Genomic DNA, 14545 nt, shown 5'->3' with positions numbered 1-14545 from the left:
TTAGGGTGGGGGTCGCCCTGCCCTGCACTGTGTGCCCTGTTTTATTCTCGCTCCGCTCAGGAATCGCGATGTCCGACCGCCCCCCCAAGTTCAAGGTACTCGCCTACGAAGAGAGCCCGCTGGGGCTGCTCTGCCTGAGGCGTTGGTCGAGCCTGTCGCAGCCCGGGCTCGTCGTGACCGAGGTGACGCTCAATCACGAGTTTTTAATGAGCAGTCACAACACGGCCAGCGAGCGGGCGCTCGCCGATGTGGCGGTCGAGATGCACAGCGGCGGGGACGATCACAACCAGGGATTGTCGGTGCTCGTCGGCGGCCTGGGGCTTGGTTACACAGCCCGTGCGGCGCTCGAGCACACGTGCGTCGCCTCGGTCGAGGTTGTCGAGTACCTGCCGCAAGTCATCGGCTGGCTGCGGGAGGGGCTCGTTCCGCTTTCTGAGGAACTCAACGCCGAAGCGCGGCTGGCGGTCTCGCAGGGAGACGCCTTCGCCCGCCTGCTCGGCGAGGAAGGCCCCCCAGACGAGGCGTTCGACCTGGTGCTCATCGACATCGACCACTCGCCCGACGACCGGCTGCCGCTCGACGCCGAGGCCGACACGCCCAACCGGCGGTTCTACACGGTAGAGGGTCTCCGCCAGGCCAAGCGGCGGCTGGCGCCCCACGGCGTCTTGGGCGTCTGGTCGTACGCCGAGAGCTCGCCGTTTGTCGACGCGCTACGCGAGGTCTTCGACGAGGTGCGGGTCGAGCCGATCCGTTTCGAGAACGAGCTGATCGATTCGGTCGAAACCGACTGGCTGTTCTTTGCGCGGGACCGCGCATGATCACGCAGTCGGCGACTCGACGACCAGCGTCACCGGCCCGTCGTTTACGATGCTCACTTCCATGTGCGTGCGGAATCGGCCCGTGGCGACCTCGACCCCCCTGCCCTTCACCGCCTCGACAAATTCCTCGTAGAGACGCTCGGCTTCTTCCGGCGGGGCCGCGTTGACGAAGCTCGGCCGGCGGCCCTTGCGGCAGTCGCCCCACAGGGTGAACTGGCTGACCACGAGCATGGCGCCGCCGGTGTCGCCGAGCGCCAGGTTCATCTTCCCCTCGGCGTCGTCGAAGATCCGTAGGCCGACGAGTTTGTCGGCCATCCAGCGGACTTGGTCCGGCCCGTCGCCGTGGCCAACGCCCAGCAGCACCATCAGCCCCGGGCCGATCGCGCCGACCGTTTCGCCCTCGACGACGACACTGGCCCGAGAAACACGCTGGATCACGCTTCGCATCAAACGCTCGGGGGTGGCAGGAGGGGGGTTCAGTCGCCAAGACGGCGGCGGGTGATCTCGATCGCCTTGAGCATGCCCTTCGCCTTGTTGAGCGTCTCCTGGTACTCGCTCGCCGGGACGCTGTCGGCCACGATGCCCGCGCCCGCCTGCACGTAGGCCACGCCGTCTTGCACCACCACGGTGCGGAGCGCGATGCAGGTGTCCATCTGGCCGGCGAAATCGATGTAGCCCACCGCCCCGGCGTACGGCCCACGGCGGTGCGGCTCGAGCTCGTCGATGATCTCCATCGCGCGGACCTTGGGGGCGCCGCTCACGGTGCCCGCCGGCAAGCAGGCCGCCAGGGCGTCGAACGCGTCGAGTCCCTCCTGCAGCTGGCCGGTGACGTTCGACGTGATGTGCATCACGTGGCTGTAACGCTCGATCACCATCACGTCCGATAGCTCGACCGAGCCGTACTGCGCCACGCGGCCGACGTCGTTGCGGCCCAGGTCGACGAGCATCACGTGCTCGGCCCGCTCCTTGGGATCGGCCAGCAGTTCCTCGCCGAGCGCCTTGTCCTCTTCATCAGTAACGCCGCGCGGACGCGTGCCGGCCAGCGGCCGGACGGTCACCTTGCCATCGACCACGCGGACCATGATCTCCGGTGAGCTGCCGACCAGCGTGCAGTCGGGCGTGCGGACGAAGAACATGAACGGGCTCGGGTTCACCACGCGCAGCGTGCGATAAAGCTCGAACGGGTCGCCCGGCATCGGCGCGGCGAGGCGTTGGCTCAGCACCACCTGGAAAATGTCGCCCGCGCGGATGTACTCCACACACTTCTCAACGGCCGTCTCGTACTCGGCTTTGGTGAAGTTGGCCGTGTAGTCGACCTCGGCGTCGCCGCCGGTGTCGATGTCGCTCGGCGGCAAGGCCGCCTCGCGCGAGGTGAGTGCGTCGACCAGCGAGTCGACCCGCTCACACGCCTCTTGGTAATCCTTGTCGAGGTCGGCGCCGTCGGTCGTGTTCGCGAGCGCGATCACGGTGAGTGTTTTCTGCACGTTGTCGAACACGAGCATGTGGTCGAAGAACGCGAACGCCAGGTCGGGCAACTCGCGGTCGTCTTCGGGCGCGTCCGGCAGGTTCTCGACGTAACGCACCGTGTCGTAGCCGGCGTAGCCCACCGCGCCGCCGAAGAACGGCGGCAGGCCGGGGATCTTGGCGACCCGCACCTCGGCGACCTTCTCGCGGAGCGTTTCGAGCGGGTTGTCGCTCGCGAAGGTCTCCCGCCGCGGCCCGGCGGGGGTGAAGTCGGTGACGGTCACCTCGTCGCGACGGGCCTCGAGCAGGCGGTACGGCTCGGTCGCCAGGAAGCTGTAGCGGCCGACTTTCTCGCCGCCGATGACGCTCTCGAACAGGCACGCCGGCCCGCCGGGCGAGCGGGCGTCGAGGGCGTGGAACGCCGAGACCGGCGTGAGCGAATCGCTCACCAATCGGCGGCAAACCGGCACATAGTCGGCATCGGCGGCCAATTGCTTGAGTTTGGCGAGCGTGGGGCTGTGGGCCATGGCAGTGGGCGGCGGGGCAAAGTGTCGAGGGCGGTGGGGTAATGGGGGATTTGGCGCGGGTGCGCGGCCCACTCTAGCAGCAGCGTGGAAGGGCCACAACGCAGCGCGGCGGACTCGCTATCTCGTTGCGGGTAAATGTTTTACGGACGTCATGGGCGGCGGCCGCTCGCCTTGACACCCCCTGAGGCCCTTATAGAATCCGATTCGGACCAGCGGGAGAGGCTTCTCCTACAACGGCGCGTTGTCTTGGACGAGACTGCACGGCGACGCCCAAGGTTCGCAAGCCCCGTAGCTCGGCAGCCTCGACACGCGGGGAGCGAGTCTGCGTTCCCCTTTTTTCGGTGTTTTGCCGCCTGTTTTCCACAATCCGTTTACCACGGCCACGACTTCTCACGAGATAATTGCTCTCACGAGAGTCCTCTACCCCCCTGCCCTCTTTCGCGGTCCGCTCCGGCGTCGAGCTTACTTATGAAGTGTCAAAAGTGCGACAAGCCGGCCACGTTCCATATCACCGACCTGGTGGACGGGACTCCCAAGGAGGTTCATCTGTGCGAGGATTGCGCCCAGGCGTTCCTCGCCCCGGCGGTGGAAGAGGCCGACGAGGTGCTCCCCGCCATGGCGGGCCTGCTGGCCCAGCAGCTCGCCGTGGGCGAGACGGCCGAGGAGCTGGCGCGGCTCGACGAGAGAGTCTGCCCGGTGTGCGGCATCAACTACTTGGAATTCCGCAAGCAGGGCCGCCTCGGTTGCCCGCACGATTACACGTTCTTCGCCGACGAGATCGGACCCCTGCTGGCCAACATCCACGGCGAGACGCGTCACGTGGGCAAGGCCCCCAAGCACGGCGGTCATGACACGAGCGAGCGGACCCAGCTGATCAGGCTCCGCCGGGAGATGAAGGAGGCGGTCGCCCGCGAGGATTACGAACAGGCCTCGAAGCTGCGTGACGAGATCGCCGCGATCGAAGAGAACAAGAACGACCAGTGACGGTCTGCCCGCCTGGAGGCGTGTTCGCCAAGAATGGCGCCATGACCTTCTTTCGGTAAGAACGGCGTGGGCCATTGAGGCTTGGCTTGGTTGCCACGATCATCCCCCTACTTTGTGACTGCTACTCCGGACGAACGGCGCCTTTTATGGATATCGACCTCGCCGAGTTGGCGAACAGCTGTGGCGAGTGGCTGCGGGGCTCGGGCCCCGAGTCCGACATCGTCATTAGCAGCCGCATCCGCCTGGCTCGCAACCTGGCCGATTTCCCTTTCATCTCGAAGGCGAGTGAGCAAGACCGCGCGCAGATCGAGCAGATCTTGCACGCCAAGATCGAGGCCGTTCGCGCCGCCGGCCTGCTGCCGCACGAGGTTCACTACCTCGACGTCGACCAACTCGAAGAGATCGACCGCCAGTTCCTGGTCGAACGCCACCTCATCAGCCGCGAGCACGCCGAGAGCGAGGGCGCCCGTGGCGTGCTGATCGATGGCGGCGAGCAGTCGAGTGTCATGATCAACGAAGAGGACCACCTGCGCATCCAGGTGATGCACTCGGGCCTCGATCTCGAGTCGGCCTGGGAGCAGATCAACCAGATCGACGACCTCTTCGAGCAGCAGGTCAACTACGCCTTCAGCGACAAGCTCGGCTACCTGACGGCCTGCCCCACGAACACCGGCACCGGCCTCAGGGTGAGCGTGATGCTTCACCTGCCGGCGCTGGTGATCACGCGGCAGATCGACAAGGTCTTCCGCAGCCTGCAGAAGATCAACCTCGCGGTGCGCGGCCTCTACGGCGAGGGATCGCAGGCGATGGGCGACTTCTACCAAATCTCGAACCAGATCACGCTCGGCATGAGCGAGCAGGAGCTCACCGGCAAGGTGGCCGACATCGTGCCGGTGCTGCTGGCCTACGAGCGGCAGGCGCGCGAGTACCTCATCCGCGAGAGCCAGGAAACACTGCACGACCGTGTGAGCCGGGCGTATGGCATTTTGCGCACCGCACAGACGATCAGCTCCGAGGAGACCCTGCACCTGCTCTCGAGCGTGCGGATGGGAGTGAACCTGGGACTCATCGGTGATGTTCAGATCCCCACCGTGAATAAACTCTTTGTTCACACTCAGCCGGCCCACCTGCAGAAACTCGCCGGGATCGAGCTCGACTCGTCGGACCGCAACATCCAGCGGGCGACCTACTTGCGCCGCCACTTGGGGGGCGAAGTCCCGCCGCCGGCCACACAAAACTGATACTGCCGCCGCGCCGACAAAAGGGCTCTCAAACTTGTGCCCCCCGGGCGTTCTGCTACTCTTTTAGCTGCTCCTGGGCGGTCTCTCTCTGCCCAGTCCAGTGGCTCATCCCGCCCCCCTGCCCTGCTGGCGTCGGCCAATTCGTGGTTGACGGCGGCCTTGTCCTTCGTGACAGCACACTCCGATCCAAGAGGCGTATCCATGGCGTGCTGGACTCATCGTTGTCTTCGGTCGTCTGTTGCGATGGCTCTGCTATTGGCCCTCGCTGGCGATACGGCCCGGGCGATCGATATTTCGGTCGACTACCGCTACGACACGAACGGCTTCTTCGACACTGCTGAGAAACGCGAAGCGATGCAGGCGGTGGCCGACCGTTTCAGCCGTGTGATCACCACGTCACTCTCGGCGGTCAACTTCCAGGACGACAACGACGACGCCCGAATCGGCTTCACGAACCCAGCCACCGGAAGCAATTTCCAGATCAGCAGCGCCGCCAGCCTGTCGAGCGATAGCCTCTACGTCGCCAGCAATGACGCGGCTGATGAGTACCGCGGGTCGTGGTCGATCGGCGAGGACGAGTGGATCCTCTACGCCGGAGGTCGTTCGCTGGGCGTTGCGGGTTCGGGTGGCACCGGCACGGGGCTCAATTTCAGCAACGTGTTTGATGACCCCGATTCCCACCTCAACCGAGGATTCCGCTCCTCGGGCAGCCCCTCGAACCTCCCCTTGTGGGGTGGGGCGATCACGTTCGATACAAGTAGCACCTGGCACTTCGATTTGGATACCGTCGCCCCGTTCGGCTCGACCGACTTCTACAGCATCGCGTTGCACGAAGTCGGCCACGCCCTGGGGCTGAGCGCCGGCAGCTGGCACGAATGGGACAGTTTGACCTCGGGGTCATCCTATTACGGCGCCAACGCATTGGCGGCCTACAACGCCGACAACGGCGCGACGCTCGCCTCTTTGAACCTCCAGGCATCGAACAACGCCCACTGGCTCGACAGCGCTTACGACTCGAATATCTTCCCGCTGGGCGACCCGGTTTACCTGGGCACGGTGGGGTCGGGCCAGCCTCAAGACTTGCTCATGGAGCCGATCGCCAACTTCTCCTCGTCGGTCGACCGATTCGAGCTGACGAACGTTGATGTCGCCGCGCTGAAGGACCTTGGCTGGTCGGTCGTTGAGCCCGCCGAACCGACGCTGCTGGGCGATTACAACAACAACGGCGTGGTCGACGCCGCCGACTTCACGGTGTGGCGCGACAACCTGGGGGGCGACAACTCGGCCCTCCAAGGCAACGGCGACGAATCGGGGTCCAGTCTCGGCGTTGTCGACATGGCGGACTACGACGCCTGGGTGGCGAACTTCGGCGTGCCGGAGCCAACCACCCTCGCTCTGATAGCCGGGGCGGCGATTGCGACGCTGGGGCGCAGGCGCCGCTGAGACAGGCGGCCGGAGGATCCAATCGGACTGCGGGGCTTCAGTCCAGCAGCCGCAGCGAGGTATCGACCACCGCGCGCAGATCACGGGGCTTGGCCCCGTTGCGGGCCATCACGGAAAGGCCCTGCAGCATGTTGGCGAAGAACAACGCTGCGCCCAACGGGTCGAGCCCCTCGGGCAGTTCGCCCTGCTCGCCCGCCTCGCGGAAACACTGCTCGAGCCGCTTGGTGAGCGAGTCGCGGGCCGAGCGGGCGATGCAAACCGCTTCGCAATCGGCGCCCTCGCCGTTGACCAGCGCCAAGCAGATCAGGCAGCCGCGGTTGCCGGGCTCGGTGAACTTCTGCCGCCACACGCCCACCAGGTCGCGAACGTTCTGCAGCGGGCTGCCCGGCTTGGAAAGAATGTCGCCGGTCCTGGTCGTCACCTCATCGACGTAGAGCCGCATCGCTTGAGCGAACAGGCTCTCCTTGTCGCCGAAGGCGGCGTACATGCTGCCGGCGTTGATGCCCATCTCGGAGAGCAATTCGCCGCAGGTGGCGCCGTGGAAGCCACGGTCCCAGAAGACGCGCATCGCCGCTTCGAGCGCCTCGTCCTTGTCGAATTGTCGGGGGCGGCCTTGCACGGTGTTGTCAGCGAGGGGGTAGAGCCAGGCGGTGCGGATCGTCGCGTGAGCGTGACACCCGTCAGCGCTCACCACATTGTCGCACACTCGGCGACGGGTTCAATACGGATCGGCGCGCAATAGCGTGCGGACGCCGACCAGATTCGGCTCAGGGGCGAGCCGCGCGAGTGTTGCGGAGAACACCATTTGGTCGGCCGACGCTCAGTAGCTCAGGCCCGCTTTGAGCGCCACGCCGTGCAGCCGGAAGTCGTCGAGCACGCCCGACTCGCTGTCCCAGTACTGCGTCTCCCAGTAGGCGCCCAGGTCAACGCGATGACCGGCGAGAGCCCGTTTGGTCTCCACGCCGAGTTGGAACTCCCAGACCTGGGTGAACTCGTCGTCAAACCTCGCCCGACCGCCCGCGAGAAAGGCCGAGTCGACCACCGCGTCGCCAAAGAGCAGACCCATGCGGCCGCGGCCGACGAGCTTCGTGCCCGAGTCCCCCAGCCGACGGCCCAGTTCGAGGGCGACCGTCGGGCCGACCCCTTCGTAATCGACCCCGGTCGCTCCGCCGAAGACCGCCGCGGCAAGCCCCGCGAACATGCCGCTGGGATCCGTGATCTGCAACTTGCCATACCGGGCTCCGGCGGCGCCTTGCAGCTCCCAGTCGCCACGCCGGACACTCTTGGTCAGCTCGAGATCGACCACGTCGATGTCCACTGTCACCGGCCCGAGCAACGCCACCGGGACACCACCGTCCCACTCGCCCGTGTAGTCGAGTGTGTTGTCGTAAGCGAAGTAGCGGCCGCGTGCGCCGCGACCGCAGCAATCGACGTGGCCCGCTTCAAACCGGAGGCCCCCCTGCAACTCGTTGCTGTAAGAACCTTCGGCCAAGGCCGCTCCCGGGGCGCCCTCGTAGAAGAATCCGTCGAAACCTTGACGGTGCGTGTCGGGCTTCAGCAGCAGGTACTCGACCCCGGCGTACCAGCCGCATTCACAACGATTGGGCTCCCAGCAATCTTGGGCAGTAGCCAGCGAAGCCGCGCCGGCAACTAGCACGGCGAAAGCCGCATTGAGAATCGTGACGCGCATAGGTGGCCTCGGGCGACGACCGGAACGGGAGGCGCCCTGCTCATCTGGCGGGCGCGTGGACTTATCGTCCCCATCGTTCGCTGGGCTGCTCGAAATGCAGTCGCTTCTCGGCCGCGGCCCTGGATGCCGAGCGCGTCGAGCCGCGTGACCGACTCGGACCGCGCAACCCGAAGCCTACAGGGCGGAACAACGACCCCCCTTACCCAAGCCGACCAACCGCAACTCCCGCCTGCCGTGGGACGGGCGCTACCCCTTCTGAGTTTTTCCCCAGGTGTCACGCAGCGTGACCGCCCGGTTGAAGACCGGGGCGCCGGGCGCCGAGTCCTTGGGGTCGACATAAAAGTAGCCGAGCCGCTCGAACTGCAGCCGCTCGCCCGGTTCGGCGTCGGCCAGTGCGGGCTCAACTTTGGCGGTGAGGGTCTCAAGCGAATCGGGGTTCAGGTGGTCGAGGAAGGTTTTTCCCTCTTCCGCCTTGTCGGGGTTCTCCACCCGGAAAAGGTGATCGTAGAGCCGCACCTCGGCGTCCACGGCCGTGCCGGCTGGGACCCAATGGATGGTCCCCTTCACCTTCTTGCCCGTGGGCTTGGCGTTCGTGTCGGGGTCGAACGAGCAACGCAGCTCGACCACGGCGCCCGTGGCGTCTTTGATCACCTCGTCGCACACCACCACACCCGCCCCGCGCAGCCGCACGGCGCCCCCCGGTTTGAGGCGGAAGAACTTGCCGGGGGCGTCTTCCATAAAGTCGTCCGCTTCGACATAGAGCTCCGTGCCGAGCACGATGGTACGCTCGCCCAACTCGGGTTTCTGCGGATGGTTGGCGAGCTTGCATTCCTTGACCACCCCGCCGGGGGCTTCAAGGGCTGCGCCGCCGGGGCCGGTGAGCGTTACCTTCAGGGGCCTGAGGACCGCCATCCGCCGCGGCGCCGACTCGTTGAGCTCCTCGCGCAACGCGTCTTCGAGCCAAACCAAGTCGATCATGCTGTTCTGCTTGGCCACGCCGATCCGTTCGCAGAACGCCCGGATCGACTCGCCCGTGTACCCACGCCGGCGCAGGCCGCGGATCGTCGGCATACGGGGGTCGTCCCAGCCGGCGACGTGCTTCTCCTGCACGAGCTGCAACAGCTTCCGCTTGCTCATCACCGTGTAGGTGAGGTTGAGCCGGGCGAACTCGATCTGCCGCGGCCGGCCCTTGGGCAGCAGCTCGAGCTCGGCCAAGCGGTCGAGGAACCAGTCGTAGAGCGGGCGGTGGTTGTTGAACTCGAGCGTGCAGATCGAGTACGTGATCCCCTCGATCGCGTCGCTCTGCCCGTGGGCCCAGTCGTAAGAGGGATAGATCGACCAGGCGTCGCCGCTGCGCTGGTGATGGGCGTGTTTGATGCGGTACATGACCGGGTCGCGCAGGTTGATGTTGGGCGACGCCATGTCGATCTTCGCCCGCAGCGTCATGGCGCCGTCCGGGTGCTTGCCCTCTCTCATCTCCTGGAAGAGCTTGGCGCTCTCCGCCGCGGTGCGCGTGCGGAAGGGGCTCTCTTTGCCCGGCTCGGTGAGCGTGCCGCGGTGCTCGCGCATCTCCTCGGCCGTGAGGTCGCAAACGTAGGCGTGGCCCGCTTCGATGAGCGCGACAGCCCAACCGTAGAGCGTCTCGAAATAGTCGCTCGTGTAGAACAGCCGGTCCTGCCAGTCGGCGCCGAGCCAACGGACATCGTCCATGATCGCGTCGACGTACTCCTGCTCCTCCTTGGCCGGGTTCGTGTCGTCGAACCGGAGGTTGAAGCGTCCTTGAGCCAGCTCGGCGTACTCGCTCGCCAGGCCGGAGTTCAGGCAGATCGATTTGGCGTGGCCGATGTGCAGGTAGCCATTCGGCTCGGGCGGAAACCGAGTGTGGACCCGGACGCCGCCGCCGGCCTTCAGGTCGGCGTCGATCTGCTGCTGGATGAAGTTGCGCGAGGCGGGCTTTTCGGGGTCGTTGGGGGCGCCGTCCGTGGTCATGGCGTTCGTGTCGCAGGAGGGATTGAGGCGTCGGTGGGACAGGGAGATACGCTCAGCAGTCGCCGGGCAATTTAACAAAACCACGCCCCCCTGCGCAGACGGCCTACTCGCATGCCGGCGATTTCAAGCTTGCGTGCGCCGATCCGCTGGCCCACAATCACGCCATTGCCGGCTAAGCGGGGCCGGCCGGCATCCTTTTTTTAACGCTAACTCACACGCCAAGAAGAAGCGATGATCGTCACCAACACCGAGACCGTCCCCGGCCAGCAGGTCGTGGAGATCAAGGGCCTCGTGCAGGGCAACACCGTCCGCGCCAAGCACGCCGGCCGCGACATCGCCGCCTCGTTCAAGAACCTCGTGGGCGGTGAGCTGACGGGCTACACCGAGCTGCTCACCGAGTCGCGCCGCCAGGCGACCGAGCGGATGATGGCCCAGGCCACGCAGCTGGGGGCCAACGCGATTCTCAACGTCCGCTTCACCACCAGCGCCGTCACATCCGGGGCCGCCGAGTTGTACGCTTACGGCACCGCGGTGGTCCTCCAGGCCGAGTAACGCGTTCTGCGCGCGGCGAGTTGCACGCGACCACATCACTCACTTTCGGAACGCAGCGTGACCGAGTTACTGATCAACATCGGCTTCTTGCTCTTCTTCCTCAGCCTGGGCCTGATCTTCGGCACAGCGATGGAGCGCCGCCACCTGCGGCGGCTCGAATCGCGTGAGCAGGCGCACGCCGGTTTCCTGGTCACCCAACTCAAGTCGTACCCCGGCGCCGTCGACACGAGCGTGACGCCGCGGATGTACGCCGCCGAGGCGGTGGTCGCCACCGATTACCTGAAGAGCTTTTTGTCTGGCATCCGCAAGTTCTTCGGCGGCGAATTGAAGAGCTACAAGTCGCTTCTCGAGCGCGCCCGACGCGAGGCGCAGATGAAGGTCGTCGAACAGGCGGCCGCCGACGGCTACGACACCGCGTGCAATTTCCGCTACATCACGGCCGACATCGGCGGCGCTCTGAACCCCAAGCAGAAGTCGGTCATCGTCGCGATGCTCGTCTCGGCGACGGCTTACAAGCGTCTGCCTCCGCAGTAAGAGGCGACACACGCGATGGGCAAACGCACCCACGACGAGGTCCACTCGGTCTACGACGAGCCACACCTGAGCGATCGGTTCGGCTTCGGATCGGGTCCCAACGCCCAGGGGAACGACGAGCTCAAAGCCGAGCGACTCATCCGCCGTGAGCGCGAGTCGGCGCCCGAGGACGAGGCGGTCGAACACACCGTGTGGGACGAGCCCGCGCTGGCCGGCGCCGAGGCGCCCACAAATGACGAGTTCACCTACTCGCGTTGGCTCGAGCGGCGGATCGCCGAGACGTCACTCGCCAAGTCGTGCTGGGCAACGCTGCTCGTGGCGCTCGCCGCCGGGCCGTGGGGGGTGATCGGCGCCCTGACCAGCGGCATGACCGGCGCCGCCGGGAGCTGGAGCAACTTGCTCGCCGTGGCGCTCGTGGCGCCCGTCACGGAAGAGATCACGAAACTCGCCGTCGCCCTGTGGGTCGTCGAGAAGAAGCCCTACCTGTTCAAGTCGATGGGGCAGATCGTTCTCTGCGCCTTTGCCGGCGGTGCGATGTTCGCCGTCATCGAGAACCTGATCTACATCTTCGTCTACGTCCCCGAAGGAAACGACGCGTTCCGCGCCTGGCGGTGGACCGTCTGCACCGCCCTGCATGTGGGCTGCTCGTTCATCGCCGGTGTGGGGCTGATCCGCATCTGGGACCAAACGATGCGCACCCGACGACGCCCCGAACTGGCCCACGGCATGCCGTTCTTCGCGATGGCGATGATCGGCCACGGGCTCTACAACGTGGGGGTCACCGTGGCCGAGGCCGGCGGTTGGCTCAGTTTCGATTGAGTGTGGCGGCCAGCGGCCTTCGCGAACCGACGGGTGCAGGCGACGATAAGTGCCGAGACCGCACAATCCGCAAACCTGCCCCTGCGTTGAAGCGTGGCGCCCCCGCGGGCCGATCTGCTCTTGGAGTCTTGAAGGCATCCGTCCTAAAAGTATCCGCTGACCACTCCCCTGCCCCGCCCTGACGCGTCGCCCAGAGCCGCCGCCATGGACACCCCGGGATCGCAACTCGACCTTGCTAGCGGCGGCTCCACGCCGGGCCGCGCTGCGCATGGCGCCGAGGGCCAAAACCCGTTTGTCGGCGTCCACTTCACTTGCTGCGACATTTACGCTCGCGTCTACCGCAACCACAAGCAGGACGCGTACGCCGGCAACTGCCCGAAATGCGCCAAGCCAATCCGGCTGAAGATCGGCGCCGGCGGGACGAGCTCTCGGTTCTTCACCGCCAGCTGAATTCTGAATCGAGCCGCCATCGGGAGTGGCTGGCAAGGCGGAGGGGGTCGCTGCCCTCCCTGCCCCGGAGCCGGGCCCGATTGCTAGCTGTCTCTCTAACGCCTCGGCAAGAGGAAGTCGGAGGCACGCGGCGACTCCCGGTGCGCCCGTCCGGCCCCCGCGTTTCCTTCTCTCGAATTCGCTGGCGCCGTTTCTCTTGCGGTGATTCGGGTGCTTTTCTACGATCCGCCCCCATGGCAATCGACTTTGAAATCCGCCGCCCCTCGCGCCGCTGCGAGGCGACCGACCGCGAGCTGGCGCCCGGCGAAGCGTTTTACTCCGTGCTGGTCCGTGAAGACGCTGAGGTCGTGCGTCGCGACGTCTCGGCAGCCGCTTGGACAGAGCCGCCCGACGGGTCGATCGGCTGGTGGCTGGCCCGCGTGCCGGGCGCCGCCGAGGGGCCCCGCAGCGCGCCGAGCGAAACGCTGCTCGGCCTGTTCGATCTGTGGGCCGACGATCCCAACGAGGCCGACGCCCGTTATGTGCTCAGCCTGCTGCTCGTGCGACGGCGGGTGCTGCGCGTTGAGCCTGCGCCGCTTGCCGTGCTGACCGACGACCGGCTAGACACAGAAGACGCCGACGACGCCGAGAAGCTGCGCGTCAGCTGCCCGCGGCGCGGCGAATCTTACGACGTGTTGGTGCGAACGCCGAGCGCCGAGCGTGTGGCCGAGATCCAGTTGCGTCTGGACGAACTGCTAGGCGCCGGCGAGCCGGTCGACGCCCCGCATCAGAAGCCGATGAGAGGAGCCGCGTGATCAGCGCCCCACAACGCCGCCGTCGCGCGACACGCACCGCCGCGGCGGCTATGGTGGTGGTGTTCTGCTGCTCGGGGGCGACCTGCAACCAGCGGATGCGCAACCCGTTCGCCACCGGCCCCCAAGCGCCGACGGTGATCGCCCCCATGGCCACGGCGGCCGAGATCATCGCCGCGGTCAACCAGAACGCCTCACGCGTGCGGAGCTACCAGGCGCCGAGCGCGGCTTTTACTGTCCCCGGCGTGATGGGCGTTCCGCTGCTCTCGGGCAGCATCGCCGCCCAGCCGCCTTTGCGGATGCGGCTGCGGGCGGTGACCGCCGTGACCGGTCCCCAGGTCGATCTCGGCAGCAACGAAGAGCGTTTCTGGTTTTGGACCCGTCAGAACGAACCGCCGGGCGTTTACACCGCACGCCATGACCAGATCGGCGCCGTTGGCGGTCAAGCCGGCATGCCGATCGACCCTCGCATGATGCTCGACGCGTTGGGGCTCGTCACGCTCGATCCGGCCGCCGTTTACGACGGCCCCCACCCACGCGAGAACGGCTTGGTGGAGTTGCGGTCGCGCGTGAGCGGCCCCACGGGCGTGGTCGAGCGGCTCTACGTGATCGACGCCGCACGCGCCTGGGTCACCGAGCAGCACGTGTACGACGCCTCGGGAACGCTCGTAGCAAGCGTGTCGGCCGAGCGGTTCCGCTACGACCCGATCGCCCAGGTGTCGTTGCCCGAAAAGGTGACGCTCCGCGCCCCGCAGGCGAGCATGGCGATCACGGTCAACACCGGTCCGATCAGCGTGAACGCCCCGTTGGCCGGCGGCGAAGAACTTTGGCGATTGCCCACGCTCGATGGCGTGCCGGTCGTCGATCTGGCGACCGGCGCCGCGCCTGCGATGGCGGGCGCGTTGTCGCAACCCGCCCCGTACGGAACGGGCCCCACGCCGTCGTACGGCTCGGGGCAATCGGCGCCCAACGGCGTGTCGCAGCCAGCCTGGAGTCCTCCGACCTCGCCCGCTGGCGCTGCCTACGATACAGCGCCTGCGTATGACGCGACGCACGCCCCGGCGCCCCCCGCATCGCCTTACACGGCGCCCAGTTCCGCTTACGGGCAGCCTACAGCCGCGACGCCGATCTCGGCGCCCTTCTCGGCGAGGGGGACAAATGCAGGCTCCACGGCGGACAAGGCAGCGATGCCGAGCCGCTTGCCGGTGGGCGGGGTCGACCTTGGGCCGATGCGCTAAACCGG

General features: G+C 66.5%; 15 protein-coding genes. 10 read left to right on the top strand and 5 right to left on the bottom strand.

Annotated elements, in window-relative coordinates; genetic code table 11:
- Positions 1-68: 68 nt before the first annotated feature.
- Positions 69-818 carry a spermidine synthase gene (locus tag Mal64_RS17770; RefSeq protein ID WP_146402829.1) on the top strand — a complete coding sequence of 250 codons (750 nt, stop codon included), beginning with the start codon at positions 69-71 and terminating at the stop codon, positions 816-818.
- Here Mal64_RS17770 and dtd read toward each other — a convergent pair whose 3' ends face one another.
- Together dtd and trpE are read right to left on the bottom strand one after the other, a co-directional pair.
- A complete protein-coding gene (gene dtd, locus Mal64_RS17765) occupies positions 819-1265 on the bottom strand; it encodes a D-aminoacyl-tRNA deacylase (protein ID WP_146402827.1) in 447 nt (148 codons plus the stop codon).
- 29 nt (positions 1266-1294) lie between these two features.
- Positions 1295-2809, bottom strand: a complete 1515-nt coding sequence (trpE, locus tag Mal64_RS17760) for an anthranilate synthase component I (protein ID WP_146402825.1) — start codon at positions 2807-2809, stop codon at positions 1295-1297.
- 468 nt (positions 2810-3277) lie between these two features.
- On the opposite strand from trpE, the gene Mal64_RS17755 reads away from it, so the two are divergent.
- From Mal64_RS17755 to Mal64_RS17745, 3 genes are all read left to right on the top strand, one after another.
- Positions 3278-3793, top strand: a complete 516-nt coding sequence (locus tag Mal64_RS17755) for a UvrB/UvrC motif-containing protein (RefSeq protein ID WP_146402823.1) — start codon at positions 3278-3280, stop codon at positions 3791-3793.
- 146 nt (positions 3794-3939) lie between these two features.
- Positions 3940-5034 carry a protein arginine kinase gene (locus tag Mal64_RS17750; RefSeq protein WP_146402820.1) on the top strand — a complete coding sequence of 365 codons (1095 nt, stop codon included), beginning with the start codon at positions 3940-3942 and terminating at the stop codon, positions 5032-5034.
- Between the two features lie 243 nt (positions 5035-5277).
- Positions 5278-6477: a matrixin family metalloprotease gene (locus tag Mal64_RS17745; RefSeq protein ID WP_197525857.1), complete on the top strand. Its 1200-nt coding sequence runs from the start codon at positions 5278-5280 to the stop codon at positions 6475-6477.
- Positions 6478-6514: 37 nt separating this feature from the next.
- Here Mal64_RS17745 and Mal64_RS17740 read toward each other — a convergent pair whose 3' ends face one another.
- From Mal64_RS17740 to Mal64_RS17730, 3 genes are all read right to left on the bottom strand, one after another.
- Complete coding sequence (locus Mal64_RS17740) at positions 6515-7096, bottom strand: TetR/AcrR family transcriptional regulator (protein ID WP_146402818.1); 582 nt, start codon at positions 7094-7096, stop codon at positions 6515-6517.
- Between the two features lie 201 nt (positions 7097-7297).
- A complete protein-coding gene (locus Mal64_RS17735) occupies positions 7298-8167 on the bottom strand; it encodes a hypothetical protein (protein WP_146402816.1) in 870 nt (289 codons plus the stop codon).
- 246 nt (positions 8168-8413) lie between these two features.
- Positions 8414-10156: a glutamine--tRNA ligase/YqeY domain fusion protein gene (locus tag Mal64_RS17730; RefSeq protein WP_146402814.1), complete on the bottom strand. Its 1743-nt coding sequence runs from the start codon at positions 10154-10156 to the stop codon at positions 8414-8416.
- A 231-nt stretch (positions 10157-10387) separates the two neighbouring features.
- Between Mal64_RS17730 and Mal64_RS17725 the strand changes: the two genes are divergently transcribed.
- The 6 genes from Mal64_RS17725 to Mal64_RS17700 all read left to right on the top strand — a co-directional run bounded on the left by Mal64_RS17725 (position 10388) and on the right by Mal64_RS17700 (position 14540).
- The gene (locus Mal64_RS17725; protein WP_146402812.1) at positions 10388-10708 is read left to right on the top strand and encodes a YbjQ family protein; all 321 of its coding nucleotides are present in this window, start codon (positions 10388-10390) and stop codon (positions 10706-10708) included.
- Positions 10709-10765: 57 nt separating this feature from the next.
- A complete protein-coding gene (locus tag Mal64_RS17720; RefSeq protein WP_146402810.1) occupies positions 10766-11242 on the top strand; it encodes a YbjQ family protein in 477 nt (158 codons plus the stop codon).
- Between the two features lie 15 nt (positions 11243-11257).
- Entirely contained in the window at positions 11258-12061 is an 804-nt protein-coding gene (locus Mal64_RS17715; protein ID WP_146402808.1) for a PrsW family glutamic-type intramembrane protease, read from the top strand.
- Positions 12062-12265: 204 nt separating this feature from the next.
- Complete coding sequence (locus tag Mal64_RS17710; RefSeq protein ID WP_146402806.1) at positions 12266-12511, top strand: hypothetical protein; 246 nt, start codon at positions 12266-12268, stop codon at positions 12509-12511.
- A gap of 233 nt (positions 12512-12744) precedes the next feature.
- Positions 12745-13305: a hypothetical protein gene (locus tag Mal64_RS17705; protein WP_146402804.1), complete on the top strand. Its 561-nt coding sequence runs from the start codon at positions 12745-12747 to the stop codon at positions 13303-13305.
- Positions 13302-14540, top strand: coding sequence for a hypothetical protein (locus tag Mal64_RS17700; protein WP_146402802.1), 1239 nt, complete (start codon positions 13302-13304; stop codon positions 14538-14540). The genes Mal64_RS17705 and Mal64_RS17700 overlap by 4 nt, the downstream gene beginning before the upstream one ends.
- Positions 14541-14545: the final 5 nt, after the last annotated feature.

Origin of the sequence: Pseudobythopirellula maris (assembly GCF_007859945.1) — a bacterium.
In the GTDB taxonomy this organism is placed as follows: Bacteria; Planctomycetota; Planctomycetia; order Pirellulales; family Lacipirellulaceae; genus Pseudobythopirellula; species Pseudobythopirellula maris.
The sequence above is the reverse complement of the archived record's forward strand: the minus strand, read 5'-3'. Positions and strand labels throughout refer to the sequence as shown.